The sequence below is a fragment of the Microvirga terricola genome, assembly GCF_011777495.1.
Lineage (GTDB): Bacteria > Pseudomonadota > Alphaproteobacteria > Rhizobiales > Beijerinckiaceae > Microvirga > Microvirga terricola.
In genome coordinates, this window is record NZ_JAATJS010000003.1 from 270,740 (window position 1) to 294,514 (window position 23,775).

Below are 23,775 nucleotides of genomic sequence, written 5' to 3' on the forward strand. Positions count from 1 at the left end.
TAAGAGACGTGCGTGAAGCCCTTGCAGCCCGCCCGGACGAGGACTTTGTCATCTCGGCGCCGGTGCGGCGGAAATCCGTGGCGAGAGCGAAGCCGAGGAAGCTCGGCGTCGGTGCGCGCGTCATGGCTTTCGTCATGGACCATCCGCGGGAGATGGTGGCCGCTGCCTTCCTGACAGGATGCGCCGGAATCATCGCCTGGAATGCGCTTGTCCTGCAAAGCGCTCGCCATCCCGCGCCGCTCTTCAACCATCGGGACGGTAACGCCGCATCGGCGCGGCCGGTGCCGCCGGCGCGTCCTGCGCCACTCCCCGCGATGCCGGAGCCGCAGGCTGCCATGCCGGCACCCGCCCAACCCGCTCTAGCCGCACCGGCTCAAGCAGCTCCGCCTGCGGCGGCTGCACCGAAGCTGCCGTCGCGCAGTGCGATTGCCGATCTGATCCGCAACGGCGGTGAAATGCCGGCTGCGCCGCCGCGTCCTGCTGCTGTTCCATCTGCGCCAATACCTCTCGCTGCGCCTGCTCCGGCGATGCGCGATCCCATCGGAGACATCATCCGCATGGGCGGTCCTGTGCCGACGCCGCCCGCCAATGTCGGCAAGAGCGACGTCGTCCTTTCCGGCCAGCGCGCGCTCGCGAAACTGGGCTACAACGTTAAGCCCGATGGCGTGATGGGAGCGGGGACACGTCAGGCCATCGAGCGCTTCGAGCAGGAACGCCGTCTGCCGGTTACCGGCGATTTCAGTCCGCGCACAATCCGCGAGCTGGCGGCGGCCTCCGGAATCGCGGTTCAATAGTGGCGCGGCTTCGCTCCGATTTCTGGGTGTCGGCCTATCTTCGCCGCTGCGCAATCGAAGGCGTAGAGGCCGTCTTGCGCCGGCGCGGTTCGGCGGAGGCGGGTGCGATCTTCGTCAAGCTCGATCATCTCGACGGTACCGCGAGTCTTTTTGCGCCCGCGCCGCAGCTTTTCGTCGAGGACAGGGACGAGCGCCTTTTCTCCGCGGTCATCCTGAACGGCACGCCGCTCGATGTGGAAGAGCGGATGACGCGGGAGATTCGATTCGATTCCGACCTGTGGCTGCTGGAAGTCGACGACCGCGCCGGGCGTCATTTCCTCGATCTCGCGCCCGGGACCTGAACCGGCTTCACGATGTCGGGAGTCCGGCAGCAGGGCCGGAATATCTTGCTTTCCTTCGGGAACTGAAGCGCGGCCGTGCCTGTTATTTCCCTGCCAGGCGATGTTTTCGACAGCGCCCGCCGGAGCGGAAACGGTCTGTTAACCATAACGCTATTTTCTGACGTGGTGGTCGAGCAGACGGGCCCAGCAAAGGGAGGTCATCATGCACGAGGTTTCGACAAGATCGCCGGGAGCTGTCGTCGCATTCCCCGACGCCGCTTCACGCCCCAATCGTCCGAATCTGTCAGCGGACGAACCGAGGGGTGAGATCCTGCTCTTCACCGGCGTGCGTTATGAGCGGCCGGCGCCCAGTCCCGGTCCTTCGCGCCCTTTCGCTTCCCATGGTCCAGGACGCCGTAGAAGGTCCTGACGATCTCGCGTTGGCGCGAAAGAACTCGGTAGTCGTTCACGCGAGTTCGCGCACCATCATCACCGCATCCGCGCCGTAACTGAAAAGTTTCGCTTGCAGGCCCGGTACGGTCCTCACCTTAAAACCCAGCTTCTCCCAGAACGCCTGCGATTTGTTGACGGCAACCAACGACATGTTGGCAAAGCCGGCTGAGCGCGCATGCGCCGCCAGAAGCGCGCCGGCCTGCGCCGCATATCCCTTGCCGCGCGCTTCCGGCAGCAAGGCGACATCGTGGACGTAGTAGGTCGCCGCGTCGCGCGGAATTCCACCGAGGCGCGAATTCAAAGCCGGCGGTTCGTCGAAGCGCCAGGGATGCGTCAGCGCATATCCGATCAGCGCATCGCCTTCGACCAGAACATGGCAGCCGTCGGGATAGATGGCTTGCCGTTCAACAAAAACGTCCCGGTCCTCAGGATGATCCAAATGAATTCGGTCCGCCAAAACCTTCACGTCGTCGAGGTCATGCGGTGTCATGGGGCGCCAGGGCATCATTCTTCGTCTTCGTCTTGATCCACCGTGCAGGACACGGCCTTTGCGGCTTCTTCCGCCTGCGCGCGTAAACTCGCCATTGGCGCGACCACGCGCACTACCACATAGCCTCGGTTGCCGGGCGCGACAATTCTCACATCGCGGGAAGGGGCATTCTCGTCATCGTCCGCGCGCGCTTCGTCGAGCTGGCGGGGTGTCATGACGACGAGCTCGAGTTGCCCGCGCGCCGCCGCCTTGTCGGTCACCGCGAAGAAAAGATCGCCCGTCTTGGCGTGAAACGACACCATCATGAGAAGCGGCCCGGTTCTGGCCGCGACGCGCGTCGGCCCCAAGTCGAGATCGAAGGGACAGACAGCCACCACCGCCGCGGGATCAGGCTTCGGAAGCCATGTCGGTGCGCCGCCGGGAGCGCTGATGATCTGCGCTGTTTCTGCAGGAGGGAGTGCGGCGATTCTCGCAAACGCGTCTTGCCGCGCGAAATGCGGACTCGCCAGAATGACGGCGATGTGCACGCCCGCCGCGAGCACGAGGCCTATCGATGTCGCAATGATGAACCGGCCGAGCAATCTCATGATGGGCACCCCACGCGTTCGATGGTGGGGAGTGAGCCTGCATCGAGATTGGAACCCGCAGCGCCCGGCGTATCGTAGAGACGCAGCACGATGTTGAACGATCCCGCGGCCGGAAGCTGGATCCAGTTTCCGGGTTGAAGGTCGCGGGACAGCGTGATGACGAATTTGTTGTCCGCGTTTCTGATGATCTCTCCCGACGTGAAACCGCGGCGTCCGAGGTCCGTGACGGCGAGATTGTTCGCCCTGTCGTAGATCGTCATCGTCCACAGCCGCGCGGGCGGTGTGACGGAACCGACGCGATAGGAACAGCTCGTGTCGAACCTGCGCCCCTGGTTGTCGAAGCGCGCGATCAGCGCGACGCCTTCGCCGGTCGCCAGCGGAATGTCGCCGCGTCGCGCCACGATGGCGCGCATGTAGGGATCGGCGTCTGTGGAGCCGAGTTTGAGCCATGTCTGCCAGGGGCCGAGGCGCAGGACCCCGAAGGGCGGATCTTCTTTCAGCACTGCATAAGCCGAACCGAGCCCGAGCCCCAGCGCCAGCAGGAAAGCATAAACGATGAGCACAGCCGTTAGGTTCAGGCGGGGTTTTCCGGCGTGCGCCTGACGGGGAGAAACGCGCATCGAAGCCAGCGCCGGAGTTTTCCTTAAAATGGCCGCGCCCTCCCATCTTCAAGCTTGACCATGTCTCTTTGAGACAAGATCAAGCTCTCGATTCCTTGTTGCCGCATGATCGGCAAGAACAACCGGTTTCCACTGGTCTCGATCATGCTCTAAGGCATCGCGACTCGACGCGGTGATGCGGTCACGGAAGCCTCGCTTACCGAGGAACTAGGTCGTTCCGCGGACTGGAACAGGGCGCCGATCTGGCTGAGCGCTTTAACCGACCGGCGCGTCAGCGTGCCGGCGGCATAGGATTGCGATAGAGCCTGGTCCGTCAGGCTGTTGGCCGACGCGACGCGCGCTCCGTTGTCAGGTGTCAGACCGGGGATCGGACGAAGCTCGAGGTTCTGATGAGCCGCGAGCATGACTTCGTGCCATGTCATGGCGGGCAAGGTGCCGCCGGTCATGTTGTTCATCGGACTGTGATTGTCGTTGCCGTACCAGACACTCGCGACGAGATTGCCGGTAAAGCCTACGAACCAGGCATCACGGTACTCGTTGGTCGTGCCGGTCTTGCCCGATGCGGGAATGCCATCGAGACGAGCCCGTCCGCCCGTTCCTTCCTCGATGACTCTATTGAGCATGAAGTTCATGTCCTGCACGACGCGGGGCTGCAAGACCTGCTCGGGAACGACGTCGCGCTCATGGCGAAAGATTACATCGCCGGATGAATTGCGCACTTCCCATGCGGCGTAGGGCGCAGCCCGCTTGCCGCCATTCGCAAACACCGCATAGGACGCGGCCATGTCGATGGGCGTCACTTCAGCTGCGCCGATGGGCAGCGAACTGGAATCGGCCAGCGGATGGGTCAAGCCCATCTTCTTCGCCATGTCGATGATGAATGCGCGGCCTACCTTCGCATTGCCCTTGCCCATCTCGACCGAGAGGTGGACGGGAATGGAATTGATTGAGCGCGCAAGCGCCGAGACCAGCGGCACCGCCCCGGAGAACGAGCGGCCGTAGTTCTGCGGGCACCAATTGCCGAGGCAGATGGGCCGGTCCACCACGATGGAGTTGGGACGAAGCTTGGGAAGCACGGTGAGCGCCGTTGCATAGACGAAGGGCTTGAACGAGGAGCCGGGCTGGCGCAGGGCGTCGGTCGCGCGGTTGAACTGGCTCTGGCCGTAGTCGCGCCCGCCGACGATGGTGCGCACGCCGCCATCCACGTCCGTGACGACGATGGCGCCCTGCCCCGCGTGGTACGCGCGTCCGTGCTGGCGCAGCATGTCCTCCAAGGTTTTTTCCGCATGCCGCTGGAGTCCGGGGTCGAGCGGCGTCTTCACGATCAGCACGCGATCGTTGCCGAGTTTCTTTTCGGCGGCGAGTTGCTTCACCTGCTCGAAGGCCCAGTCGAGATAGAAATCAGGCGTGCTTTCGCGCGCGCGATTGACGGGCGTCGCGGGGTTGCGGCGCGCGGTCTGGATCTGGCCCTCGGTGAGAAAGCCCGCATCGACCATGTTATGCAACACGTCGTTGGCGCGAGAGCGTGCTGCGGGCAGGTTGATATGCGGTGCGAACCGGGTCGGAGCCTTGAACAGGCCCGCCAGCATGGCCGCTTCCGCAAGCGTCACATCCTTGGCCGATTTGCCGAAGTAATAATCCGCTGCGGCCACTACGCCATGCGCGCCGCCGCCCATATAGGCGCGGTCGAGATAGAGTTTCAGAATCTCGTCTTTTGTCAGGTGAAACTCGAGCCAGGCCGCGAGGAACGCCTCCTTGATCTTGCGCTCCAGCGAGCGCTCGTTGGTGAGAAAAAGATTCTTGGCGAGTTGTTGCGTGATGGAGGAGCCGCCCTGCACCACGCCGCCGTCGCGCGCATTGACCATGAGTGCCCGCATCGTGCCGACGGGATCGATGCCCCAATGCTCGTAGAAGCGCCGGTCTTCCGTCGCGATCACGGCTTTCACGAGATAATCGGGAAAGTCCGACAGCTTGTAGGAATCGTCGAGCCTGAGGCCGCGCCGCCCGACTTCCTGCCCGTAGCGGTCGAGGAAGGTCACGGCGAGATCCTGCGTGCGCAGCCAGTCGCTGTCCGTCGCGCGGAAGGCGGGAAGCGCAAAGGTCAACATGACGACCCCGCCGACGAAGCCCAAGGTGAAGGTTTCGCTTGCGAGATCGAGAAAGACCCTCGGAAAGCCGTGAGCGCGCAGATGCCTGGACTTGCGCGAGTAGGAATCCCACCCCGCTGCGATGGCCCGTCCGCTTTGAAAGAGAAAGGAATTGAGCCAAGCGTCGAAGGCGAGCGCGGCGCGCTTGATCCGCGTCACGAGGGGAGGGGGAGGAACCGAGCGCACGGCGATCCCTTCAAGCAGGCAGGCAACCGGTGCCTTGAGTATCGTTCCCCTACGGCGGAGCTTGCGCGCGCCGTGGTCTTCCCTGAACAACTCCGAAGGAGCTTTCCGGGTTCATCCTTTCTGGGGAGTCTGGGAAATGGTTGGCGAAGCCTGTAAAGCGGCGTCGTCCTGAAACCGCCGCAAAGAGAGCGTCAAGGCAAGCGCATGAAAAACAAGGTGCCCGTCACGTCCGAACAAGAGCCCGAGCCGTTCTGGCGGCGAAAGTCGCTCGAGGCCATGAGCGTTGAGGAGTGGGAAAGCCTCTGCGACGGCTGCGCGCGCTGCTGCCTGGTGAAGCTCGAGGACGAGGACAGCGGGGAGATTCTCTACACCGATGTCGGCTGCACCCTGCTCGACGACAACACCTGCCGATGCCGCGACTATGCGAACCGCCAGGCGAAGGTGCCCGATTGCGTGCGCTTGACGCCGGATGCGGTGCGCAGCCTGCCCTGGCTGCCAGAAACCTGCGGCTACAGGCTCGTTGCCGAAGGGCGCGATCTCTATTGGTGGCATCCCCTCGTTTCCGGCGATCCGGAGACGGTGCACGCGGCTGGAATCTCCGTGCGCGACCGGGTTGTAGGGCCGGAAGAGAATTTCACGATCCAGGAATTGCTGGAGCGGATCACCAATTGGCCTGCGGAAAATAATCAATCTTGACGCCATAGAAAATAAGGAAAAGCATAAAGTTGTAATTCAAAAGCGGGAGGATAAGAGAATGACGCCACCGCAGAAGAGCACTTGAGAGATCTTTGCGCATCCTGGGCATGGAGACGCGAAGAAGCTCTCCTTTGAAAGAAAATCGAGATAACGACTTTCCGGTGTTCGACCGGAAATTTTAAATTGTCATACTGACAACCTTGTCAGGAAGGGGTTTTACACTCGTTGTGTAAAGCCCCTTTTTGTTTGGGCGTCCTGCCTAGCTGTATTGCCAAGTTGTCTCGACCAAGCTCAAGTATTCTGCTGCTTCATCAGAGAAACAATCGAGGAACGGTTTGTGATTTCGTCAGTTTGTCTGGCGAAGGAGGGCGCTGCCGTGGCCTCTACCGTGGTCTGCTTTCTTTTGGGGACGGTGTTTCCCCTCGTGATGGTGGGCTGGTTGCTCGTCCATCATTAACGAGAGTGAGATAAGTCGAGCGAAAATATAGAAATTTTTCTTATCTTGGTCGTTGAGCACCAGCGCCGAATACATCGGGCACCGCCTCATGCCTTGAGCTTCGCGCTAGTCGGCATCGCGCGCGCGGCGGGTAAGCAGGTCTTCACGCAGGGCCTGCGGAAGGTCCAGGCCCGTCAGCCGCCATGTGCTCCCGCTGAGGCGCAAGGTGACGCGAAACTGGCGCTCCTTCGGCTCCTGGGCGGGCAAGCTCATGGAAATACTCCTGAACCCCTGCGTCTGCGCATTGATGAAAAGCTTCCAGGCTTGCTTGGCGGAGCCGAAGCTGAGGCTGACCGGGAAAGGTAGTCCGCTCCCCGCTCCGCCGGCCCCCAGGCGCCGGCCTTCTTCCAGCAGGTCCGCAAGGGCGTAGGGGGTGACCAGCTCTTCGATGCGAGGAGCAAAAGCTTTCGATCCTGCATCGACCGCGAGTTGGCGATGGATATCGGTCAGTTCCATCTGGCCATCAGGCGTCTTCATGTAATCGTCGACGATCTGCCGCGACAGGGAGGTCCGCAGGGCGTGGAAATTCACCCGCTCGTCGATGCGGGCGACGTTGCGCCCCTCGATCGCCTTCCCGAGGTCGTAGAGCGCGACGAAGGGCGAGATGATGAAAAGCACCCAGGCCAGGAACAGCACGAAGCTGACACGAAGCGTCCAGATCACGGTGGCCGCCCTCCCTTTGAGCCGACATTCGCGGCAGGCGACCAAGCAAAGGCCTGCTCCCGCGCCGGCAACCCATATGGGTCACTGTTACGAAACGGCCAGTCCGGAAGGGGTGGGTAATAAAAAAGGGCGACCGGATGGTCGCCCTTTCTGAGGAGTGGAGAAGACCGTTCTTAGCCGCGCGCGCGCTGGCGGATCATGAACGTGTCGTAGGCGTACTCAGCCACTTGGAACCAGAGATATTCCTCGTTGCGGAAGCCGCGGACGCTCTCATAGACCTTCTTGAAGTCGGGGTTCTTGGCCGAGACTTCGTCATAGACCTCGTTCGCCGCCTTGTAGGCCGCTTCCAGGATCTCCGGCGAGAAGGGACGAAGCTGGGTGCCGGCGCCAAGCAGGCGACGCAAGGCGGCTGGGTTGCGGGCGTCGTACTTCGCCAGCATGTCGGCGTTGGCATAACCGGCGGCGGCGGTCAGGATCGCCTGATAAGCCTTCGGCAGTTCCTTCCACTTCGCCTGGTTGATGAAGAGATGGATGGCCGGGCCGCCTTCCCAGAAGCCGGGATAGTAGTAGTAGGGCGCGACCTTCGCGAAGCCGAGCTTCTCGTCATCGTAGGGGCCGACCCACTCGGCGGCGTCGATGGTGCCGCGCTCGAGCGCCGGATAGATGTCGCCGCCAGGGATCTGCTGCGGCACAGCGCCGAGCTTCGCCATGACCATGCCGGCGAGACCCGCGATGCGCATCTTCAGGCCCTGCAAGTCCTGCGGGGTCTTGATTTCCTTGCGGAACCAGCCACCCATCTGCACGCCGGTATTGCCTGCGGGCATGCCGTACAGATTATGCTTGGCGTAGAACTCGTTGAGGATGTCGTTGCCGCCGCCGTGATAGAGCCAGGCATTCATCTGGCGGGCGTTGAGGCCGAAGGGCAGCGCCGTACCAATGGCGAAGGTCGGGTCCTTGCCGAAATAATAATACGAGCAGGTATGGCCCATTTCGATGGTGCCATTGCCGACGGCGTCCGCCACCTGCGGCGTGCCGACGATTTCACCGGCGGCGAACGGCTGAATCTGGAACTTGCCGTCTGTCGCTTCCGACACGAACTTCGCCATCACTTCGGCCGCGCCGTAGATGGTGTCGAGGGACTTCGGGAAGCCCGACTGCAGACGCCACTTCAGCTCCGGCATCGATTGGGCGATGGCCGGGGCGGCGATCGCGGTCGAGGCGGCGCCGACGGTAGCGGCCTGTAAAAATTGACGACGTTTCATCGTTCTGTTCCTCCCAGGAATCGTGACTTGGTCACTTGCCCCGCAATTGACAACAAAACTTGCCGCACCCGCAAGAAGGTTTCGGGTCAACCTCGACGAATGGTGTATGCCCGACGAGCCAAGTCCCTTGAATTGCTTAGAAAAGAGGCATGCCGAGGCTCCCGCGCGGCCCCAATCGGACATTTCGGCGGGTCTTTGCTTCCATTCGCAGGTGAGGCGAGGCGCGGTTAACCTTCGTCAGTTGAAGGCTTCAGCCGCGCACACCAGGGCGAAAAGGGCGATCACGCCCAGGAGTTCGCCGACATTGACGGCAAGGGAAAAAAGATCGCCGCTGATATAGGCAAGGGCGCCCGACACGAGCGCGACAATGACAGCCCAAGTGATCATGGGCCTTCTCCCAGCATAGCTTTTTTGTACATCCGACAAACCCGAGCGGGGTGAACATTGTTCCCTTTGCGCGCGGGTTTCCGACAGGCGGGATTTATATCACAAAAGCCTGGCAAAAGCCTATGGTGCAAAACGATTCTTTTGCGCTCCAACCCTTGTTTGAGAACCATGCGGCCCTTGATCACGACAGTTGTGCGAAGCCTTGACGGGCCGGGTAACACTATCCTCGCGCAAGCGAGCGAAGCGACACCCTCAAAGGAGGAGCACAGCCGCTTCATCACGCGCATCGGAGCCCTTCACGCCATCGAACAGGAACCGCCATCGCGGCCGATAGCATGGCCGGGGCGGCTGCGGGTCGCGGCGTTCAACGCCGAGCGCATGAAGAGCCCACCTGCTGCCGCGCGGGCGCTGCTCGACAGGGCCGGGGCTCAGGTGGCCTTGCTCAGCGAGGTCGATGTCGGCATGGCGCGCTCCGGCAATGTCCACACCGTGCGTGCGCTAACCGCCCCGACGGGCGAGGGGCATCTCTACGGCGTCGAATTCGTTGAACTCGGTCTCGGCGATTCAGCCGAGATGAAATCGCTTACAGGCGCGCGCAACGCGGAGAGCCTGCACGGCAATGCCATCGTCACGGCTCTTACGTTGACGGAGCCCCGGCTCATCCCGCTCGAGGAAACCGGGTTCTGGTTCGCCGGTCGCGAGGGTGCGCAAAAACGCGTCGGCTCACGCATGGCCCTTGCTGCGCGAGTTGCAGATGCGCCGCGGCCCCTTTGGGTTGTGAGCGTCCATCTGGAAAGCAAGACCGACCCCGCCGACCGTCAGGCGCAAATGCGCACGCTGTTGCGCGCGCTCGATCATTTCGCGCCGCATGAGGCTTGCGTCATCGGCGGGGATCTCAACACCAAGGCGTTGCCGACGGGGGAAGGTGAGCGGTCACAGCTTCTCGAAAATCCTGAGCGGTTCGAGCCGCTTTTTGCGGACTTGCGCGATGCCGGTTTCGAATGGGCTCATGCCAATGTCGCGGCCCCGACCCAGCGCACCGGACCCGGCGGCAAGCCGATGCCGCCCTTCGGCAAGATCGACTGGATTCTGACCCGCGGGTTGCGGGCGGAGAACCCGGCGGTCGTTCCGGCTCTCGACGAGCAGGACAGGCCGATTTCGGACCACGAAATGGTGGCGGTCGATCTTCTGATATAACGATTCAACATTGTATATCTCGCTCGCCGCGGAAGGGATGACCGAAGTGTCTTTCTGCGAAGAGGGGCGACCGCCACGAGCCGAGAAGCCTCGAGGCTCTGTGCGCCCTCGCGCCTGACTTGCCAAGCTTTCACCACATTATCAGTTAGCCTACCTCCCATCAGCCGGCGGATTTTTGTGATCCGGCTGATCCATCCGCGGCATTTGCCGTACCAACCGGCGTCATCTGTGGCTTCGCCACATCCGGTGAGGCGACGGTGGCTGGCCCAGGTTGGCCAGCCAAAGTTACGCCTGACGTAAGCATTCCATGAGAGGACTATATTTAAGCATGGCCAACACTATTACTCTGAATAAAGATTACGGTTATACAAGTTATAAGGCTCCATCGGGGCTTGCCGCTGACACCATCATCGACGCGTCGGCAGCCTCCTGGATCGTTGCCAACAGTCACAACAGCAATCCCACATCGAGCAATCCCGCCACCGCAGGCAGCCTGCCGATCAATCTCTATCCCTTCCAGGTCACCGGTGCAGGCGACGGACTGGTCGTCAGGGGCGGCACTATCCACGGCGAGGTGCCGCAGAACTCCGACTGGCAATACACCTATGTCAATTCCGCCGCTGTCCGGGTGAATTCGGCGAATAGCTTCGTGATCGACGACTGGACGATCACCAATCCATGGGATGGCATCCGGGTCGGCGGGACCGGTACGTTCAGGATCGAGGACACCTATGTCGCCAATTCCCGCGACGATGCGGTGGAGAACGACGATGTGATCGGCGGCACCATCACCGACAGCCTGTTCGACAACGTCTTCTCGGGCATCAGCCTCGGCGACGGTGACGTCGACGGTTCCCACAATGTCGTCACCATGGATGGGATGCTCCTGCGTTCCAAGTCATACTTCTACAAGGGCGAGATGACCCACGGCTCGCCGTTCAAACTCGACAAGGGCACGGGGGACGCGGACGTGGTGCCGAGTCTGCGCTTCATCAACGATGTGGTGGCCATCGAGGACGTGCATCACTTCGGCCAGGAGCGCCTGCAGCGGGCCTGGGACAAGACCATCGAGTCTCACGGTAATGTCTTCCTGAATCTGTCCGACACGCCGCTTCCTTCCGACTATCCGAAGCCGGGAGCTGGCTGGACGATCCTGCAGGGTCAGGCTGCACGGGACTATTGGGCGAAGGCGCGCGCGGCGTGGATCGACGACCACAAAGGTGCCCTGACGCCGACCGACCCGTCGACACCAACCGATCCGACGCCGTCGCTCAACAAGATCGAGGGCAACAGCAGCTCCAACACCCTGAAGGGGACCTCCGGGGCCGACGACATCTACGGCCATGGCGGTAACGATAAGATCTACGGCAAGAATGGCAGCGACGTGCTGACCGGCGGATCCGGCAAGGATACCTTCGTGTTCGACACCAAGCCGGGCGCCAATAACGTCGATACCATCACCGACTTCAATGTCTCGGATGACCGCATCTGGCTCGACAACGCCGTCTACACCAAGCTGGGCTCCGGTTCGACGTCCAGCCCGCGGACTTTGAGCAAGTCGTATTTCGAGATCGGCAGCAAGGCCGACGACAGCAACGACTACATCCTCTACGACAAGGCCACGGGCTCTCTGTACTACGATGCGGACGGTTCGGGCAAAGGCGCAGCGGTGGAGATCGCCAAGCTCGCGAAAGGGCTCAGCCTGACCTACAACGACTTCTACGTCGTCTAAAGCCGTTTCCCTTTACGTGGAAACGCGGCTCAGACCCATTTTCAGGGAACCGAATCTGCTTCGCCTGAACATGCTTTGAGCGGGAGCACTCCGGAGCGGCCCTGTCCAGACGGGGCCGCTTCCTTTTTCAAAGCAGCGGTATCGTTTCCATGGATCCGACAGGCGTCCGGACGCAGCTGTCCCGCCCGATTTTCCAAGGGCATCCCGCATGAAGGAGCAAAGCATGCGACAATGGGCTTGACAGCGTGACGCTCTTTGAGTACAAAACAAGAACGCTGACGAAGTGTGAGCGAACCGATCCGGCTTCGCCGCTTGCCGTCAGGTCCCGCCGCCCGGTTTGTCCGAGCGGCTTTTTTATTGGTTTTTCAAAATGGCTTCGACCGTTGAGGTCCCCGCTGACTTAAAGCAGCGGGCCCATGATCATTACTTTCATCGCCGTTCGGTCACCATTCCGGACATCGCGATGTTCATCGGCGTGAGCGAGACGAGGTTTCGCCGCTTGCGGGAGACCTGGGGCTGGCCGCCGCGTCGTGAAGCGCTGGCGCAGGCCGGGAAGGGCGGCGCAACTGATGCGACAGCTGAACCCGCTGAAGGCGAGCGCGCCATCGATGATCGGACTAACTCTGCACTATCGCTGCGTGAAGCGGCTCTGTCGCTGGCGCAGGTCACGCGGCGGCGCATCGAGGCGCTGGTGAGGGACCAACGCTCAGGCCGCCGGACGGATCACGATAAAGCCGCCCGCACACTCGCATCTCTCGCGAAGACGCTGACAACGGCTCAGGCGCTCCTGGAACAAGAAGACACCAAGGATGACATCGAGCCCAAGAACGAACCCCACCGCAGCATCAATGATCTCCGCGACGAGCTTGCTCGACATCTTGAGCGGATTGTTGCGGAACAAGAAGCTGAAGGAAGTAACGGCTGCGTGGTCTGAAGCGGATTTTCTCAAGATTTTGCGCTACTGGCCTCTCCGCTGTCGGCCCGAGCAAAGGCCGCCGCTTCTCTCCCGTTCAGGCGATCCCTGGACGACGTGGCTGATGCTTGGTGGACGCGGTGCGGGCAAAACCCGCACCGGCTCGGAGTGGGTGCGCGGCATCGCTCTCGGTGAACCTGATTTCGCTGAGTCTGCCATGAGGCGCATTGCACTGATCGGCGAGACTTTTGCCGGTGCACGCAATGTGATGGTGGAGGGACCAGCCGGCATTCTGGCTGTCCACGCGCGCGACGAGCGGCCGACATGGTCGCCCTCGCTGCGTAAGCTTGAATGGCCCAACGGCGCAGTGGCGCAGGTGTTTTCCGCCGAAGATCCGGACTCGTTGCGCGGCCCGCAATTCGAGGCCGCTTGGGCGGACGAACTCGCCAAGTGGCGACACGTGGAGGAAACCTGGGACATGCTGCAGTTCGGCATGCGCCTCGGCACGCATCCACGTCAGATGGTGACGACGACGCCGCGTCCGATTCCGCTGTTGAAGCGGTTTCTCGACGATCCGAAGGTGGCGGTTGCGCGTGCGAAAACTGCGGACAACGCGGCCAATCTCGCGCCGGTCTTTCTCGACGCAGTCGTCGGGCGCTATGCCGGAACGCGACTGGGGCGACAGGAACTCGACGGCGACATGATCGAGGATCGCCCGGGTGCGTTATGGACGCGCGATCTCATCGAGGTGCATCGGGTTGCGTTCGCACCGCCGCTCGCGCGGATTGTCGTCGCGGTCGATCCGCCCGCCTCGTCGTCGAAGCGCGCGGATGCTTGCGGCATCGTCGCCGCCGGTGTTGACGATGGTGGCGCGGCTTATGTGCTGGAAGATGCGACGGCATCCGGTCTCAAGCCGCCCGAATGGGCTGCGAAGGCGGTTGCGCTCTATCGCCGACTCCAGGCCGATGCGCTGATCGTGGAAACGAACCAGGGCGGCGAAATGGCGAGCGGGGTGATCCGCGAGGTCGACGCTTCCGTGCCGGTGGTGAGCGTGCGCGCGACGCGCGGCAAATATCTGCGCGCCGAACCCGTTTCCGTTCTTTATGCGCAAGGCCGCGTGCACCACGTGGGCGCGCTGCGGGAACTAGAGGACGAGCTGTGCGATTTCGGCCCTGGCGGCCTCACATCCGGCCGTTCACCTGATCGGATGGACGCGCTCGTTTGGGCGCTGACGGACTTGATGTTGCGCGAGAGGAAAGAGCCGCGAGTGCGTGCGCTCTGAGCTTCAGTTCCGATCCACCGAGAAGCGGCCGGGTCCCACGCCTGCGAGAATGATGAAGCCGCCGATCATCGCGAGGTTCTTCATCGCCTGGATCTCATTCAGCGCACGGGCATCGCCCGTCATGTTCCAATAGTGGTGGACGAACAGGATGGTCAGCAGGCTGAAAAGCGCGAGAAGCCAAGCCGCGACCCGCGTCTGGAAGCCGATGGCGACCGCAAGGCCAAGCCCGAGTTCCACAATCCCGACCAATGGCGCGAGAACGGACGGAAGCGGCAACCCCTGCGAGGCGATGTAGGCGGCCGTTCCGCTTAAGTTGGCGAGCTTACCGAGGCCCGATGCGATGAAGATGACGACGAGAAGAATGCGTCCGATCAAGAGAAGCGTGTCGCGCATGGCTTTTGTGCTCCGGGTCCGCCGCAAGGCGCGAGTGATTTTGTAGCGCCCGAGACATCGGCGTCAATGGACGCTGCCCAGACCTTTCTTTTGCCTCTCAGCGAGGGGCCGGAGTTTTTCATGCTGAGACAATTGACCCGCTGGTTTCAGGCACCGCCTGAAGCCAAGGCTTCGCGCGCCGAGTCCGCCATTGCGCTCTACGTATCGGGAGGCGCCGTGTGGACGCCGCGCGACTATGGCGCGCTGGCTCGCGAGGGCTTCCAGAAAAACGCCATCGTGCACCGCGCCGTGCGGCTTGTTTCGGAGGCGGCGGCATCGCTGCCGTTAATCCTGAAGCGTGGCGGCAGCGAGTTGTCCGATCACCCGCTCCTGACATTGCTCACGCGGCCCAATTCCCGCGAAGGCGGCCAGCGCCTGTTAGAGAGCGTTTACGGACATCTTCTTGTGTCCGGCAACGCTTACATGGAAGCCGTCAGCGTCGATGGCGTGCCGCGCGAGCTTTATGCCCTGCGCCCCGACCGGATGCGCGTGGTGTCTGGCGCCGATGGCTGGCTTGCGGCGTATGAATATGCCGTCGGGGCAGAAACCATCCGCTTCGCGCAAGGCGCGGACGATGCCGTTCCGCCGATCCTGCATCTGACGTTGTTCCATCCCGCCGACGACCACTATGGCCTGTCGCCGATGGAGGCGGCTGCAACGGCGCTCGACATCCACAATGCGGCCGGTGCCTGGAACAAGGCGCTGCTCGACAATGCCGCGCGCCCGTCGGGTGCGCTCGTGGTCGGCGGTGCGACACTCACCGACACGCAGTTCGACCGACTGAAGGGCGAACTCGAAGCCAACTGCCAGGGCGCGGGCAATGCCGGTTGCCCGTTGCTCCTGGAAGGCGGGCTCGATTGGAAGCCGCTGTCCCTCTCGCCGAAGGACATGGATTTCGTGTAGGCCAAGACGGCCGCCGCACGAGAGATCGCGCTCGCCTTCGGCGTGCCGCCGCTGTTGCTGGGCCTGCCTGGCGACAGCACGCACGCCAACTACGCCGAAGCCAACCGCGCCTTCTATCGCCAGACCGTCATTCCACTCGTGAAGCGGACGGCGGAAGCGATGGCGCACTGGCTCGCGCCGGCCTTCAACGAACCCCTGCAACTTACCCCCGACCTCGACGCCATCGAAGCACTCGCCGACGAACGCGAAAGCCTCTGCGCCGCGTCGTTCCTTACGGATGACGAGAAGCGCGAGGCGGTGGGGTATGGGCGCAACTGAGCGAATACACCGCCGCGTCGCTTCTCCATCCGCTCATTCAAAAAAGTCGGTTCGCAAATGAGGGCGAGTGATTTGAGAACAAATAATGAACATTGCTGATCGAGTCGCCGAGGCTGTCATCAGCCGCGGCGATCTTGCTCACCTCGCCCTGTTTGTCTGGGCGAGCGGGGCTTCCGCGCTGCTTGCCATGACGCTTCGCGATCTTTTCGCGGCCAACCGTCGCTTCGATGAATTCGTGCGCGAGCTGTCCCTCTTCAACCGCCGTCAATAGGGAGATTTTTCATGACCCGCTCATCACCTCGTCCCGCCCGCAAGCCGAAGGCTGTGCGGGAGGCGCAGAGTCGCGCGACGTTGGTGTTTCGTGACTTCGTGCGCCAGCTCGAAAAGCTCGATGCCTGTCCGCCGAAGCCCACACGCGAGGCTAAGCGATGATGCGGGCAGAGAATACATTCGTGCGGGAAATCAAGCTGCTCGCCGAGCCGTTGGGCGGCGTGGGCAATGACGGTGCGTTCGAAGGCTATGCCAGCCTCTTTGGCGTTGCCGATCTCGGCAAGGATGTTGTGATGCCAGGCGCTTTCAACGACAGCCTGAAGAAGCGCGGTGTCAGCGACATTCGTCTGCTCTGGCAGCGCGATCCGTCCGAGCCCATCGGACGCTGGCTCGCCATCGAGGAAGATCGTCGCGGATTACGCGTGCGCGGCAAGCTCAACCTCGCCGTCACCCGCGCCCGCGACATCCATGCGCTGATGCGCGACGGCGCGGTCAATGGCCTCTCCATCGGCTTTCGCGTCGAACGCGCGCGCGCCGAACGTCCTACGGGTCTGCGCAGACTCGAAAAGCTCGACCTGTGGGAAATCTCGATCGTCACCTTCCCGATGCTTCCGGGCGCGCGGGTGGAGAGGGTGAAATTTGCAAAGGAGGATCTGGCGGGTAGGATCCGTTCTACCGGCTTTCGATTATTTTCCTGAACTCGTCTCACCATCCGCATTGGCGTGTCGTACGGAGAATGGAAACGCTTTTCGGCACGATGCGCCTTTGATAAGAGGAGCGTCGGATGGTCCCAACGTGGCATCCATTTTTGAGTCTGATGCTTTAGCCGGAAGTCCACACGAGAGCAGAGGCCGCGAGTTGCCGGCCCGACGGTGGGACCTTTCCGCTCTTTCGAGGGGCTTTCCATGAAGAAACTCATTTTCAGCGCTTTTCTTATGCTCGCGGCCGCGGGCTGCACGACGGCGGAACAACGCGTCGGTGGTGCTGCCGTGGGGGCTGGTGTCGGCCTTGTCGCAGGGCCCGTCGGCGCCGTCGCGGGTGGTGCCGTGGGAGCTGCAACCGGGCCTGCAGTCTCGCGGGCCGTCAGGCGTGCAACGCGCTGACATTCCTCATTCCTTAACTCGACCCCAAGCCCGCCTCCTGGCGGGCTTTTCTTTTTTCTAACCGAATGATTCACATGATCCCTATTGTTGAGACAAAATCCACTTCCGACGATGTCGCTTCGGCGTTCGAGGATTTCGCGCGCGCCTTCGAGGCGTTTAAGGACACCAACGATACGCGCCTTGGCGAGATCGAAACGCGGCTGACCGGCGACGTCGTGACGGAAGAAAAACTCACCCGCATCGATGCGGCGCTCGATGATGCGAAGCGTCGTCTCGACCGGCTTTCGCTCGACCGTTCCCGCCCGCCGCTCGGCGGCAGCGCGGACGCTTCGCGCGATCCGGTGCTGGCCGAACACAAGAGCGCGTTTCACACCTATGTGCGCTCCGGCGAGGCCTCCGGCCTGAAGCGGCTCGAGGAGAAGGCGCTCTCCGCAGGCTCTGGCCCGGATGGCGGCTATCTCGTGCCCGATAATGTGGAGCGCGAAGTTCTGCGTCGTCTCGCCGGTATTTCGCCGATCCGCGCGATCTCGTCGGTGCGCGTGATTTCCGGCGGCCAGTACAAGCGCGCATTCTCGTCTTCCGGACCGGCAACCGGCTGGGTCGGCGAGACGGCGGCGCGGCCGCAGACGGCGAGTTCGACACTCTCCGAGATGAGCTTCCCGGCTATGGAGCTCTATGCCATGCCGGCGGCGACGCAGACGCTGCTCGACGACGCCGTGGTCGATATCGACGGCTGGATCGCCGAGGAGGTCGAGGCCGCCTTCGCCGAGCAGGAAAGTGCTGCTTTCATCAAGGGCGATGGCGTCAACAAGCCCAAAGGTTTTCTCGCCTACGACACCGTCGAGGACGAGATTTGGGAGTGGGGCCGTCTCAGCACTGTCCAGGCGGGCGGCGCGAGCTTCCCGGCTTCCAACCCGTCCGATGTGCTCGTGGAACTGATCTACGCGCTCAAGGCCGGTTATCGGCAGAATGCGTCCTTCGTCATGAACCGCAAGACGCAGAGCGCGATCCGCAAGTTCAAGGATGATAACGGCCAGTACCTTTGGGCGCCGCCCGCGAGCCTCGGCCAGCCTGCGACGCTGATGGGCTTCCCCGTCGTCGAGGCGGAAGACATGCCGGACATCGCGGCCAATGCGTGCGCCGTCGCCTTCGGCGATTTCAAGCGCGGCTACCTGGTTGTCGATCGTGCCGGCATGCGCGTGCTGCGCGATCCGTATTCGGCAAAGCCGTACGTGCTGTTCTACACTACCAAGCGCGTGGGTGGCGGCGTGCAGGACTTCGCTGCGATCAAGCTTCTGAAGTTCGCAGCCTGAAGCGCTTGAAACGATGAGTGGCGCGGGTCAGTGGCCCGCCCACTCGTCGCGGGCTCCGTTGAGCTTCTGCGCGCCTTCGACAATCCATCCGATGTGATCGTTGACCGGCGTCACCGCCGTCAGGCCGCCGCAGGCGCTCTGGTCGGTGGTGCGAAGCGCTCCGCTCGACCAGCTGACGATTCCGAAGAGGCGATAGTCGGACTGCGATCCCACAAGGATCGGCCCGCCGGAATCGCCACGGCAGGCTCCTGCGCCAGTGGTTTCGGCCAGCTTGTCACGATCTGCAACGATCATGACGCGGTTGGCCAACTCGACCAAGCCGACGGAAATGAGATCGGTCTGCCGGAGAACACGGGCGGAGTTCCTTTGCTTCTCCGCAAGGACTCCGAAACCCGCGATGGTAACGGTATCGCCACTCTCGACCTTGCCGGCGAGTTTCGGATCGAAGGGAGAAAATTCCGAGCCCAACGGCTGTTCGAGCTTGACGATGGCCAGGTCCACGCCGGGCTGCTTGCGCGGTACCGTGCCCGGCACGAACGCCGGATGAACGGCGATGGCGATGACTTTGAGCGTCTTCGACTTGAAGGAGTGACCGAAGGCCATGACGCGATAGCTCGCCTTGTCCATCACGCAATGCGCGGCGGTGAGCACCAGATCGGGCGCGATCACCGCGCCGGAACAGAGTTCGCCCGCGGAATTTTCGATGGAGACAACGGAGCGTCGGAGCCCGTTAGGATTGCGGTCCGCCGTCCCCTGCAGCACTGCGTGGGCCGGAGTGACGAAAATGGGGGCGATGGCCAGGAGAAAGAGGGGAAGGAACCGCATGGCGCGACTGTGAAGTTTGATGACCAATTCCGCAAGGGAAGGATTATCGCAGGCCGATGGTTCCGCGTCGTTTCCAGCTCTTAATTGCCGCGCTTGTCACCCCATTTCGCCGCTCGGTTCCAACCGTCCAGTGTCTTGTCGATCCAGGCCCGTTGGGGGCCGAGCAAGGCACCCTGGGTCATGTCTCCACAGGTGAGGCCTTTAGCAGCGGTCGACCAGCTCGTGATGGCGACAATAGCGCCGCTTGCGGCAATCGGTCCGCCGGAATCGCCGTGGCAGGCACCCATCGGGCCGTCGCCTCGCAACCACAGAAGGATGGTGCTGGGACCATAAGGCTCGATGACTTTCAACCGGGCCGCGCGAAACGTACCAGTCGTCTTCGCATCGCCCTCGCGGGCGAGCCCATAGCCGCCGACGATGACGGTTTCATCCTTCATCGGCCGCGACGCGTCCAGAGTTGCCGCCTCGAACGGCGCGGGTAGCGCGTCCGGAATGCGGATGAGCGCCAGGTCAATGGAGCGTCGGCGCGTCTCGACGGCTTTTGCGTCGTAGCCCGGATGAACCGCCTTGGCGGCGGGCACAATCAGGACAGGCTGCCCCGCCTCGTCCCGGAAATGCACCCGATGTTCTGGCGCGCCCGTCACGCAATGGGCGGCGGTGAGCACCACGTCCCGCGCTATCACGATGGCGCTGCAGACGCCGCCATGCGAGCTCAGAACCATCACGCTCTGGCGGGCGAGGGGACTTTGATCCTCCGCGCCGCCGACGATGGCTAAAGCGCTTGTCGTCAGCAGCGATGCGGCGATGGCGAGGGCTGCGAGCCGTTTCATCATTCAAGGATTCCTGTTTCATGCATCCCATACTCATCGACGGTCCGGCCGTCGAGCCGGTGACACTCACTGAGATGAAAGCCTATCTGCGCGTTGATGACGATGCCGAGGATGAGCTGATCGCGGGACTCATCAAGGCTTCGCGTCTCATGGTGGAGGCAGCCGCGCGTCGCATTCTCATCGCGCAGGGCTGGCGCCTGATGCTCGACCGATGGCCGGAAGGGCGGACGGTTCCGCTGCCGCTGTCTCCCGTGTTGTCGATCGAGAGCGTGCGTGTGTTTGATGCGGCGGGCACAGCGAGCGAAGTCTCTGCGGAAGTCATCGACGCCGATCTTTTTGCCGATCCGCCGCGTCTCACCGCCACCGCCGCGCCGGAGCGGGCCGCAAACGGCATCATCATCGATCTTCGCGCGGGATACGGCGTTGCATCTGACGATGTTCCGGACCCGCTGCGTCTTGCCATCAAGATCCTCGTCGCCCGCTGGTTCGAGAACCGGGGCGATGTCGCGGGCGACCAGACCTTGCCGGCCGAAGCGCTGGCCTTGATCGCGCCGTTTCAGCGTCCGCGCCTCTAGATTTTTCGAGTTCGTTTCATGAAAATCAAATCATTGTCCATCGGCGCGCGTGCGCGCCGGTTCGTTCTCGAATTGCCGCTCGAGCGACCCGGCGGTTTCGGCGGCGTTATTCGCTCCTATGCCGCCGGCCCGCAGATCTGGGGTGCGATGGAAATGCTCTCCGGCACCGAGCGCATTCGCGCCGGACGGCCCGAGCAAAGCCTGACCCACAAGATCACCCTGCGCTATCGCGAAGGCGTGACCGGCGCGATGCGCCTGACATCGGGCCTGCGCCGTTTCGCGATCCGCACCGCTTCCGATCCGGACGGGGCGCGGCGGGACCTGGTGTGCCTCGTCGAGGAGATCAGCGCATGGCGAGCCCGGTGCTTGCGCTTCGCCGCGCCATTCTCGATGTGGCGGAAGCAGACGCGAAGTTGAAGGCGCTCATGGGCGGCTCGGTTCGTCTTTTCGACGAGCCGCCCCGCGCCGCCACGCCGGCTTACGCGCTTTTCGGCGACGTCAAAGCGGCGGATTGGTCGACGGATTTCGATCGTGGTCATGAGCAGAGGCTCGATCTCGTCGTCTGGTCTGAGAGAGGCAGCGCGCGTGCCGCACTGGCGACGGCGGAGCGTCTCGCGGCTCTTCTCGACGATGCTCCGCTGACGCTTGAGGGGCATCGCCTCGTCAATCTGCGCGTGGCCGAGATCGCTTCCCAGCGTGACAAGGACACGCAGCTCGTCCGCGTCACGATCCGCCTGCGCGCTGTGACGGAAGTCGCGTGAGCGATCGTTCAAAAACACTTGCACCAAAGGAAAGACTCTTATGCCTGCTCAAAAGGGCAAGGACCTGCTCATCAAAATCAGCGACGGAGGCACGGGATTCGTTACCGTCGCGGGGCTGCGCACGCGCCAGATCGCCTTCAATGCCGAAACGGTTGACGTGACCCACGCAGAGTCGGTGGGGCGCTGGCGTGAATTGCTCGCCGGCGTCGGCGTGCGCCGTGCCGGCATCACCGGGTCGGGCATTTTCAAGGACGAGGCCTCGGATGCGCGGATGCGCCAGGTGTTCTTCGACGGAGATATCCTGACTTACCAGATCATCGTGCCGGATTTTGGCCGCATTGAAGGTCCGTTTCAGATTACGAGCCTCGAATATCGCTGCGATCACGCGGGCGAAGTCACGTTTGACATGGCGTTTGAATCCGCCGGCGCACTGACCTTCGTCGCGCTGTAAGGTGAGTGGCATCATGGCGAACAAACGACGCGGCGAGGTTTCGCTGCAACTGGGTTCCGGCTGCTACACGCTCTGCCTGACGCTCGGCGCGCTTGCCGAACTGGAAGATGCCTTCGGCGTGCAGGATCTCCTGGCGCTGGCCGAACGCTTTAGCACGGGACGATTGTCGAGCCGCGATCTGCTCGCAATCCTCGCAGTGGCGTTGCGTGGCGGCGGGCATGACGTATCGGATGCGGATGTCGCGGCCTTACCGCTGCACGACGGTATCGAGCCGGTCGCCGCTGCTATCGCGGATCTTCTCGTCGCCACCTTCGGAGCAGCGGCCCCATCGCCAAACCCTCCGCAACCGCAGGGCCTTTGAGCGAAGCCCAGGCCTTCCCGTGGGAAGATGCCATGGCGCTGGGCTTGAGTGTTCTGCGGTGGACTCCATCCGAATTCTGGCACGCCACGCCGCGCGAGTTGATGGCCGCTTGGGCGGGGCTGAACGGCGGGCGGCGGATGACGCCAGCGGGGGGAAGCGATCTCAAGCGATTGATGGAGGTGTTTCCAGACGCATAGACACGGCTACGAATAGACACGGCTCTTAGTATTTTCGATCCTATGTAAGAGGTTAAAATGACGATTAATAGTTCTGAAGTTATTAATACCGTCCCTGAGGTTGGCGCCATTCCCCGGCCGCTCGATCTCAAGTTGAGAGAAATTCTGTGCTTTGACGACTTCGGTCCGGATAAGACCGGAGTGGCTTCGGTCAGCACTGCGTGGCAAAATTTCATGAACGCGCTTAGAGCTGGACCCTGCAAGCATGGTTATATCCCGCAGGGTATTTATCGATTCAGCAGTCAGCCGGCCGATATCGACTTTCCTGTCGTTCTAGAAGGCGATGGGCTCAACGCCACGTCGTTTATTCGAGACTACAATGGGACGTCAGGTAAAGGGCTACTGAGCTTTACCGCTGGTAGCAATGGTTCCACTCTGCGTGGCATTGGCGTCGCGTCGGAAGTCGGAACGTCCTCGGGAGCTCTTATTTCTATCAAGTCGACGGCGACCAGTGCCGTGGGTTCGATCACGCTGGAAGATCTTTATCTCACAACCCGAGGCAGCGATACGCATGAGACAACGCTTTATGTCGATGGCACGGCCAAGGCCACTCCGGCGACCGGGTGCCGTGTCCTTTCGCTTCGCAACGTCGCTGTATTTGGCTCCTCGGGTTACAGCGTGGTACTGAAAGGCGTTCAGGGCCTCACGTGGACCGGCGGCGGTATTTACCCGGCAGGAGGCACCGGAGCTGCTTCGGGCGGTCTCCAGATTTCCGGCACCTCGACGGTCAAGTCTGTCAATATCCGGATTGCCGCCGAGGCGGTCAATTATATTAACCTCACGCAGGCGCAGACTTGCCACCTCGCCTTTAATTCGATCGGCGCAACCTCTGGCGTATCGTTGGATAACGACGGCACCGCAAGCACAACGATGCTGCAAGCCAGCTATATTGGCGGTCTGGTTCGGAATAACTGGGTAAACTCAGGTGTGTACCGTCCGACCGGCTGGAGTGCTACCTGACGCGGCTGGGGAAGATCGCACGACAGCTCTCATCGCCGCGTCTCTGCTGACCAACCGGCGATGATGATCTCTTAGCTCCGGGAGCTTTCGGCGGTGGCGGGACGAACTGATTCAGTAACCTGCCATCGCTCACTTTGACCAGACAAGTAAACGTTCTTAAATTCCTGCTTCCGCAATCGACGATAGAGGGCGCCAGCTCAATACCCTCATTG

29 protein-coding genes and 1 pseudogene are annotated in these 23,775 nt (G+C 62.3%); 20 read left to right on the forward strand and 10 right to left on the reverse strand.

The window, feature by feature from the left end:
- The first annotated feature begins 8 nt into the window (after positions 1-8).
- The gene (locus HB375_RS18500; protein WP_167672779.1) at positions 9-794 is read left to right on the forward strand and encodes a peptidoglycan-binding protein; all 786 of its coding nucleotides are present in this window, start codon (positions 9-11) and stop codon (positions 792-794) included.
- Positions 794-1,135, forward strand: a complete 342-nt coding sequence (locus HB375_RS09615; RefSeq protein WP_167672780.1) for a DUF1491 family protein — start codon at positions 794-796, stop codon at positions 1,133-1,135. Before HB375_RS18500 ends, HB375_RS09615 begins: the two co-directional genes overlap by 1 nt.
- 445 nt (positions 1,136-1,580) lie before the next feature.
- Here the strand turns inward: HB375_RS09615 and HB375_RS09620 are convergent, their stop codons facing one another.
- The 4 genes from HB375_RS09620 to HB375_RS09635 form a co-directional block, all read right to left on the reverse strand.
- Entirely contained in the window at positions 1,581-2,075 is a 495-nt protein-coding gene (locus tag HB375_RS09620; protein WP_343232384.1) for a GNAT family N-acetyltransferase, read from the reverse strand.
- Positions 2,072-2,644, reverse strand: a complete 573-nt coding sequence (locus HB375_RS09625; protein WP_167672781.1) for a DUF1254 domain-containing protein — start codon at positions 2,642-2,644, stop codon at positions 2,072-2,074. The genes HB375_RS09620 and HB375_RS09625 overlap by 4 nt, the downstream gene beginning before the upstream one ends.
- Positions 2,641-3,264 (reverse strand): DUF1214 domain-containing protein, encoded by a 624-nt coding sequence (locus HB375_RS09630; protein WP_167672782.1) that lies wholly within the window; start codon positions 3,262-3,264, stop codon positions 2,641-2,643. Before HB375_RS09630 ends, HB375_RS09625 begins: the two co-directional genes overlap by 4 nt.
- A gap of 149 nt (positions 3,265-3,413) precedes the next feature.
- Positions 3,414-5,597 (reverse strand): PBP1A family penicillin-binding protein, encoded by a 2,184-nt coding sequence (locus HB375_RS09635; protein WP_167672783.1) that lies wholly within the window; start codon positions 5,595-5,597, stop codon positions 3,414-3,416.
- Between the two features lie 204 nt (positions 5,598-5,801).
- Here HB375_RS09635 and HB375_RS09640 point away from each other — a divergent pair, with 204 nt between their 5' ends.
- Positions 5,802-6,293 carry a YcgN family cysteine cluster protein gene (locus HB375_RS09640; protein ID WP_167672784.1) on the forward strand — a complete coding sequence of 164 codons (492 nt, stop codon included), beginning with the start codon at positions 5,802-5,804 and terminating at the stop codon, positions 6,291-6,293.
- Between the two features lie 562 nt (positions 6,294-6,855).
- Here HB375_RS09640 and HB375_RS09645 read toward each other — a convergent pair.
- The 3 genes from HB375_RS09645 to HB375_RS09655 form a co-directional block, all read right to left on the reverse strand.
- Positions 6,856-7,497 carry a DUF2939 domain-containing protein gene (locus tag HB375_RS09645; protein WP_167672785.1) on the reverse strand — a complete coding sequence of 214 codons (642 nt, stop codon included), beginning with the start codon at positions 7,495-7,497 and terminating at the stop codon, positions 6,856-6,858.
- A 128-nt stretch (positions 7,498-7,625) separates the two neighbouring features.
- A complete protein-coding gene (locus HB375_RS09650; RefSeq protein WP_167672786.1) occupies positions 7,626-8,714 on the reverse strand; it encodes a TRAP transporter substrate-binding protein in 1,089 nt (362 codons plus the stop codon).
- Between the two features lie 237 nt (positions 8,715-8,951).
- Entirely contained in the window at positions 8,952-9,101 is a 150-nt protein-coding gene (locus HB375_RS09655) for a hypothetical protein (RefSeq protein WP_167672787.1), read from the reverse strand.
- A 168-nt stretch (positions 9,102-9,269) separates the two neighbouring features.
- Between HB375_RS09655 and HB375_RS09660 the strand changes: the two genes are divergently transcribed.
- The 4 genes from HB375_RS09660 to HB375_RS09675 all read left to right on the forward strand — a co-directional run bounded on the left by HB375_RS09660 (position 9,270) and on the right by HB375_RS09675 (position 14,225).
- Complete coding sequence (locus tag HB375_RS09660; RefSeq protein ID WP_167672788.1) at positions 9,270-10,298, forward strand: endonuclease/exonuclease/phosphatase family protein; 1,029 nt, start codon at positions 9,270-9,272, stop codon at positions 10,296-10,298.
- Between the two features lie 328 nt (positions 10,299-10,626).
- Positions 10,627-12,030 carry a calcium-binding protein gene (locus HB375_RS09665; protein ID WP_167672789.1) on the forward strand — a complete coding sequence of 468 codons (1,404 nt, stop codon included), beginning with the start codon at positions 10,627-10,629 and terminating at the stop codon, positions 12,028-12,030.
- 337 nt (positions 12,031-12,367) lie between these two features.
- The gene (locus HB375_RS09670) at positions 12,368-12,964 is read left to right on the forward strand and encodes a hypothetical protein (RefSeq protein WP_167672790.1); all 597 of its coding nucleotides are present in this window, start codon (positions 12,368-12,370) and stop codon (positions 12,962-12,964) included.
- On the forward strand, positions 12,879-14,225 hold the full coding sequence (locus tag HB375_RS09675; protein ID WP_167672791.1) for a DNA-packaging protein: 1,347 nt from the start codon (positions 12,879-12,881) through the stop codon (positions 14,223-14,225). The genes HB375_RS09670 and HB375_RS09675 overlap by 86 nt, the downstream gene beginning before the upstream one ends.
- A gap of 3 nt (positions 14,226-14,228) precedes the next feature.
- Here the strand turns inward: HB375_RS09675 and HB375_RS09680 are convergent, their stop codons facing one another.
- The gene (locus HB375_RS09680) at positions 14,229-14,645 is read right to left on the reverse strand and encodes a DoxX family protein (RefSeq protein WP_281409339.1); all 417 of its coding nucleotides are present in this window, start codon (positions 14,643-14,645) and stop codon (positions 14,229-14,231) included.
- A 93-nt stretch (positions 14,646-14,738) separates the two neighbouring features.
- Here HB375_RS09680 and HB375_RS09685 point away from each other — a divergent pair.
- The 6 genes and pseudogenes from HB375_RS09685 to HB375_RS09710 all read left to right on the forward strand — a co-directional run bounded on the left by HB375_RS09685 (position 14,739) and on the right by HB375_RS09710 (position 18,564).
- A pseudogene (locus HB375_RS09685) lies at positions 14,739-15,878 on the forward strand (phage portal protein).
- 85 nt (positions 15,879-15,963) lie between these two features.
- A complete protein-coding gene (locus HB375_RS09690; protein WP_167672793.1) occupies positions 15,964-16,149 on the forward strand; it encodes a hypothetical protein in 186 nt (61 codons plus the stop codon).
- Between the two features lie 11 nt (positions 16,150-16,160).
- A complete protein-coding gene (locus tag HB375_RS09695; RefSeq protein WP_167672794.1) occupies positions 16,161-16,310 on the forward strand; it encodes a hypothetical protein in 150 nt (49 codons plus the stop codon).
- The gene (locus HB375_RS09700; protein ID WP_246728434.1) at positions 16,307-16,846 is read left to right on the forward strand and encodes an HK97 family phage prohead protease; all 540 of its coding nucleotides are present in this window, start codon (positions 16,307-16,309) and stop codon (positions 16,844-16,846) included. The genes HB375_RS09695 and HB375_RS09700 overlap by 4 nt, the downstream gene beginning before the upstream one ends.
- A gap of 207 nt (positions 16,847-17,053) precedes the next feature.
- Entirely contained in the window at positions 17,054-17,251 is a 198-nt protein-coding gene (locus HB375_RS09705) for a hypothetical protein (protein WP_167672795.1), read from the forward strand.
- 74 nt (positions 17,252-17,325) lie between these two features.
- Complete coding sequence (locus tag HB375_RS09710; RefSeq protein WP_205800129.1) at positions 17,326-18,564, forward strand: phage major capsid protein; 1,239 nt, start codon at positions 17,326-17,328, stop codon at positions 18,562-18,564.
- A gap of 27 nt (positions 18,565-18,591) precedes the next feature.
- Here HB375_RS09710 and HB375_RS09715 read toward each other — a convergent pair whose 3' ends face one another.
- Both HB375_RS09715 and HB375_RS09720 read right to left on the reverse strand, forming a co-directional pair.
- On the reverse strand, positions 18,592-19,389 hold the full coding sequence (locus HB375_RS09715) for a S1 family peptidase (RefSeq protein ID WP_167672797.1): 798 nt from the start codon (positions 19,387-19,389) through the stop codon (positions 18,592-18,594).
- 80 nt (positions 19,390-19,469) lie between these two features.
- The gene (locus HB375_RS09720) at positions 19,470-20,222 is read right to left on the reverse strand and encodes a S1 family peptidase (protein WP_343232385.1); all 753 of its coding nucleotides are present in this window, start codon (positions 20,220-20,222) and stop codon (positions 19,470-19,472) included.
- Between the two features lie 17 nt (positions 20,223-20,239).
- Here HB375_RS09720 and HB375_RS09725 point away from each other — a divergent pair, with 17 nt between their 5' ends.
- Genes HB375_RS09725 through HB375_RS09755 form a run of 7 tightly spaced genes read left to right on the forward strand, consistent with a single transcriptional unit; the run spans position 20,240 to position 23,563 of the window.
- Positions 20,240-20,794, forward strand: coding sequence for a head-tail connector protein (locus HB375_RS09725; RefSeq protein ID WP_167672798.1), 555 nt, complete (start codon positions 20,240-20,242; stop codon positions 20,792-20,794).
- 18 nt (positions 20,795-20,812) lie between these two features.
- Positions 20,813-21,211, forward strand: coding sequence for a phage head closure protein (locus HB375_RS09730; RefSeq protein WP_167672799.1), 399 nt, complete (start codon positions 20,813-20,815; stop codon positions 21,209-21,211).
- Complete coding sequence (locus HB375_RS09735) at positions 21,145-21,555, forward strand: DUF3168 domain-containing protein (RefSeq protein ID WP_167672800.1); 411 nt, start codon at positions 21,145-21,147, stop codon at positions 21,553-21,555. The genes HB375_RS09730 and HB375_RS09735 overlap by 67 nt, the downstream gene beginning before the upstream one ends.
- Before the next feature lie 40 nt (positions 21,556-21,595).
- Positions 21,596-22,006 carry a phage major tail protein, TP901-1 family gene (locus HB375_RS09740; RefSeq protein ID WP_167672801.1) on the forward strand — a complete coding sequence of 137 codons (411 nt, stop codon included), beginning with the start codon at positions 21,596-21,598 and terminating at the stop codon, positions 22,004-22,006.
- Between the two features lie 13 nt (positions 22,007-22,019).
- Complete coding sequence (locus HB375_RS09745) at positions 22,020-22,367, forward strand: gene transfer agent family protein (RefSeq protein ID WP_167672802.1); 348 nt, start codon at positions 22,020-22,022, stop codon at positions 22,365-22,367.
- Positions 22,364-22,564, forward strand: coding sequence for a phage tail assembly chaperone (locus tag HB375_RS09750; protein WP_281409340.1), 201 nt, complete (start codon positions 22,364-22,366; stop codon positions 22,562-22,564). Before HB375_RS09745 ends, HB375_RS09750 begins: the two co-directional genes overlap by 4 nt.
- Positions 22,565-22,621: 57 nt before the next feature.
- The gene (locus tag HB375_RS09755; protein ID WP_167672804.1) at positions 22,622-23,563 is read left to right on the forward strand and encodes a hypothetical protein; all 942 of its coding nucleotides are present in this window, start codon (positions 22,622-22,624) and stop codon (positions 23,561-23,563) included.
- Positions 23,564-23,775 lie beyond the last annotated feature (212 nt).

Bases quoted from the DNA above. Each gene is read 5' to 3' on its own strand.
- HB375_RS09620 (WP_343232384.1), bottom strand. From the start codon at position 2,075: ATGATGCCCTGGCGCCCCATGACACCGCATGACCTCGACGACGTGAAG.
- HB375_RS09625 (WP_167672781.1), bottom strand. From the start codon at position 2,644: ATGAGATTGCTCGGCCGGTTCATCATTGCGACATCGATAGGCCTCGTG.
- HB375_RS09630 (WP_167672782.1), bottom strand. From the start codon at position 3,264: ATGCGCGTTTCTCCCCGTCAGGCGCACGCCGGAAAACCCCGCCTGAAC.
- HB375_RS09640 (WP_167672784.1), top strand. From the start codon at position 5,802: ATGAAAAACAAGGTGCCCGTCACGTCCGAACAAGAGCCCGAGCCGTTC.
- HB375_RS09650 (WP_167672786.1), bottom strand. From the start codon at position 8,714: ATGAAACGTCGTCAATTTTTACAGGCCGCTACCGTCGGCGCCGCCTCG.
- HB375_RS09655 (WP_167672787.1), bottom strand. From the start codon at position 9,101: ATGATCACTTGGGCTGTCATTGTCGCGCTCGTGTCGGGCGCCCTTGCC.
- HB375_RS09660 (WP_167672788.1), top strand. From the start codon at position 9,270: ATGCGGCCCTTGATCACGACAGTTGTGCGAAGCCTTGACGGGCCGGGT.
- HB375_RS09665 (WP_167672789.1), top strand. From the start codon at position 10,627: ATGGCCAACACTATTACTCTGAATAAAGATTACGGTTATACAAGTTAT.
- HB375_RS09675 (WP_167672791.1), top strand. From the start codon at position 12,879: ATGATCTCCGCGACGAGCTTGCTCGACATCTTGAGCGGATTGTTGCGG.
- HB375_RS09690 (WP_167672793.1), top strand. From the start codon at position 15,964: ATGAACATTGCTGATCGAGTCGCCGAGGCTGTCATCAGCCGCGGCGAT.
- HB375_RS09695 (WP_167672794.1), top strand. From the start codon at position 16,161: ATGACCCGCTCATCACCTCGTCCCGCCCGCAAGCCGAAGGCTGTGCGG.
- HB375_RS09700 (WP_246728434.1), top strand. From the start codon at position 16,307: ATGATGCGGGCAGAGAATACATTCGTGCGGGAAATCAAGCTGCTCGCC.
- HB375_RS09705 (WP_167672795.1), top strand. From the start codon at position 17,054: ATGAAGAAACTCATTTTCAGCGCTTTTCTTATGCTCGCGGCCGCGGGC.
- HB375_RS09710 (WP_205800129.1), top strand. From the start codon at position 17,326: ATGATCCCTATTGTTGAGACAAAATCCACTTCCGACGATGTCGCTTCG.
- HB375_RS09715 (WP_167672797.1), bottom strand. From the start codon at position 19,389: ATGCGGTTCCTTCCCCTCTTTCTCCTGGCCATCGCCCCCATTTTCGTC.
- HB375_RS09720 (WP_343232385.1), bottom strand. From the start codon at position 20,222: ATGATGAAACGGCTCGCAGCCCTCGCCATCGCCGCATCGCTGCTGACG.
- HB375_RS09725 (WP_167672798.1), top strand. From the start codon at position 20,240: ATGCATCCCATACTCATCGACGGTCCGGCCGTCGAGCCGGTGACACTC.
- HB375_RS09730 (WP_167672799.1), top strand. From the start codon at position 20,813: ATGAAAATCAAATCATTGTCCATCGGCGCGCGTGCGCGCCGGTTCGTT.
- HB375_RS09735 (WP_167672800.1), top strand. From the start codon at position 21,145: ATGGCGAGCCCGGTGCTTGCGCTTCGCCGCGCCATTCTCGATGTGGCG.
- HB375_RS09740 (WP_167672801.1), top strand. From the start codon at position 21,596: ATGCCTGCTCAAAAGGGCAAGGACCTGCTCATCAAAATCAGCGACGGA.
- HB375_RS09745 (WP_167672802.1), top strand. From the start codon at position 22,020: ATGGCGAACAAACGACGCGGCGAGGTTTCGCTGCAACTGGGTTCCGGC.
- HB375_RS09755 (WP_167672804.1), top strand. From the start codon at position 22,622: ATGACGATTAATAGTTCTGAAGTTATTAATACCGTCCCTGAGGTTGGC.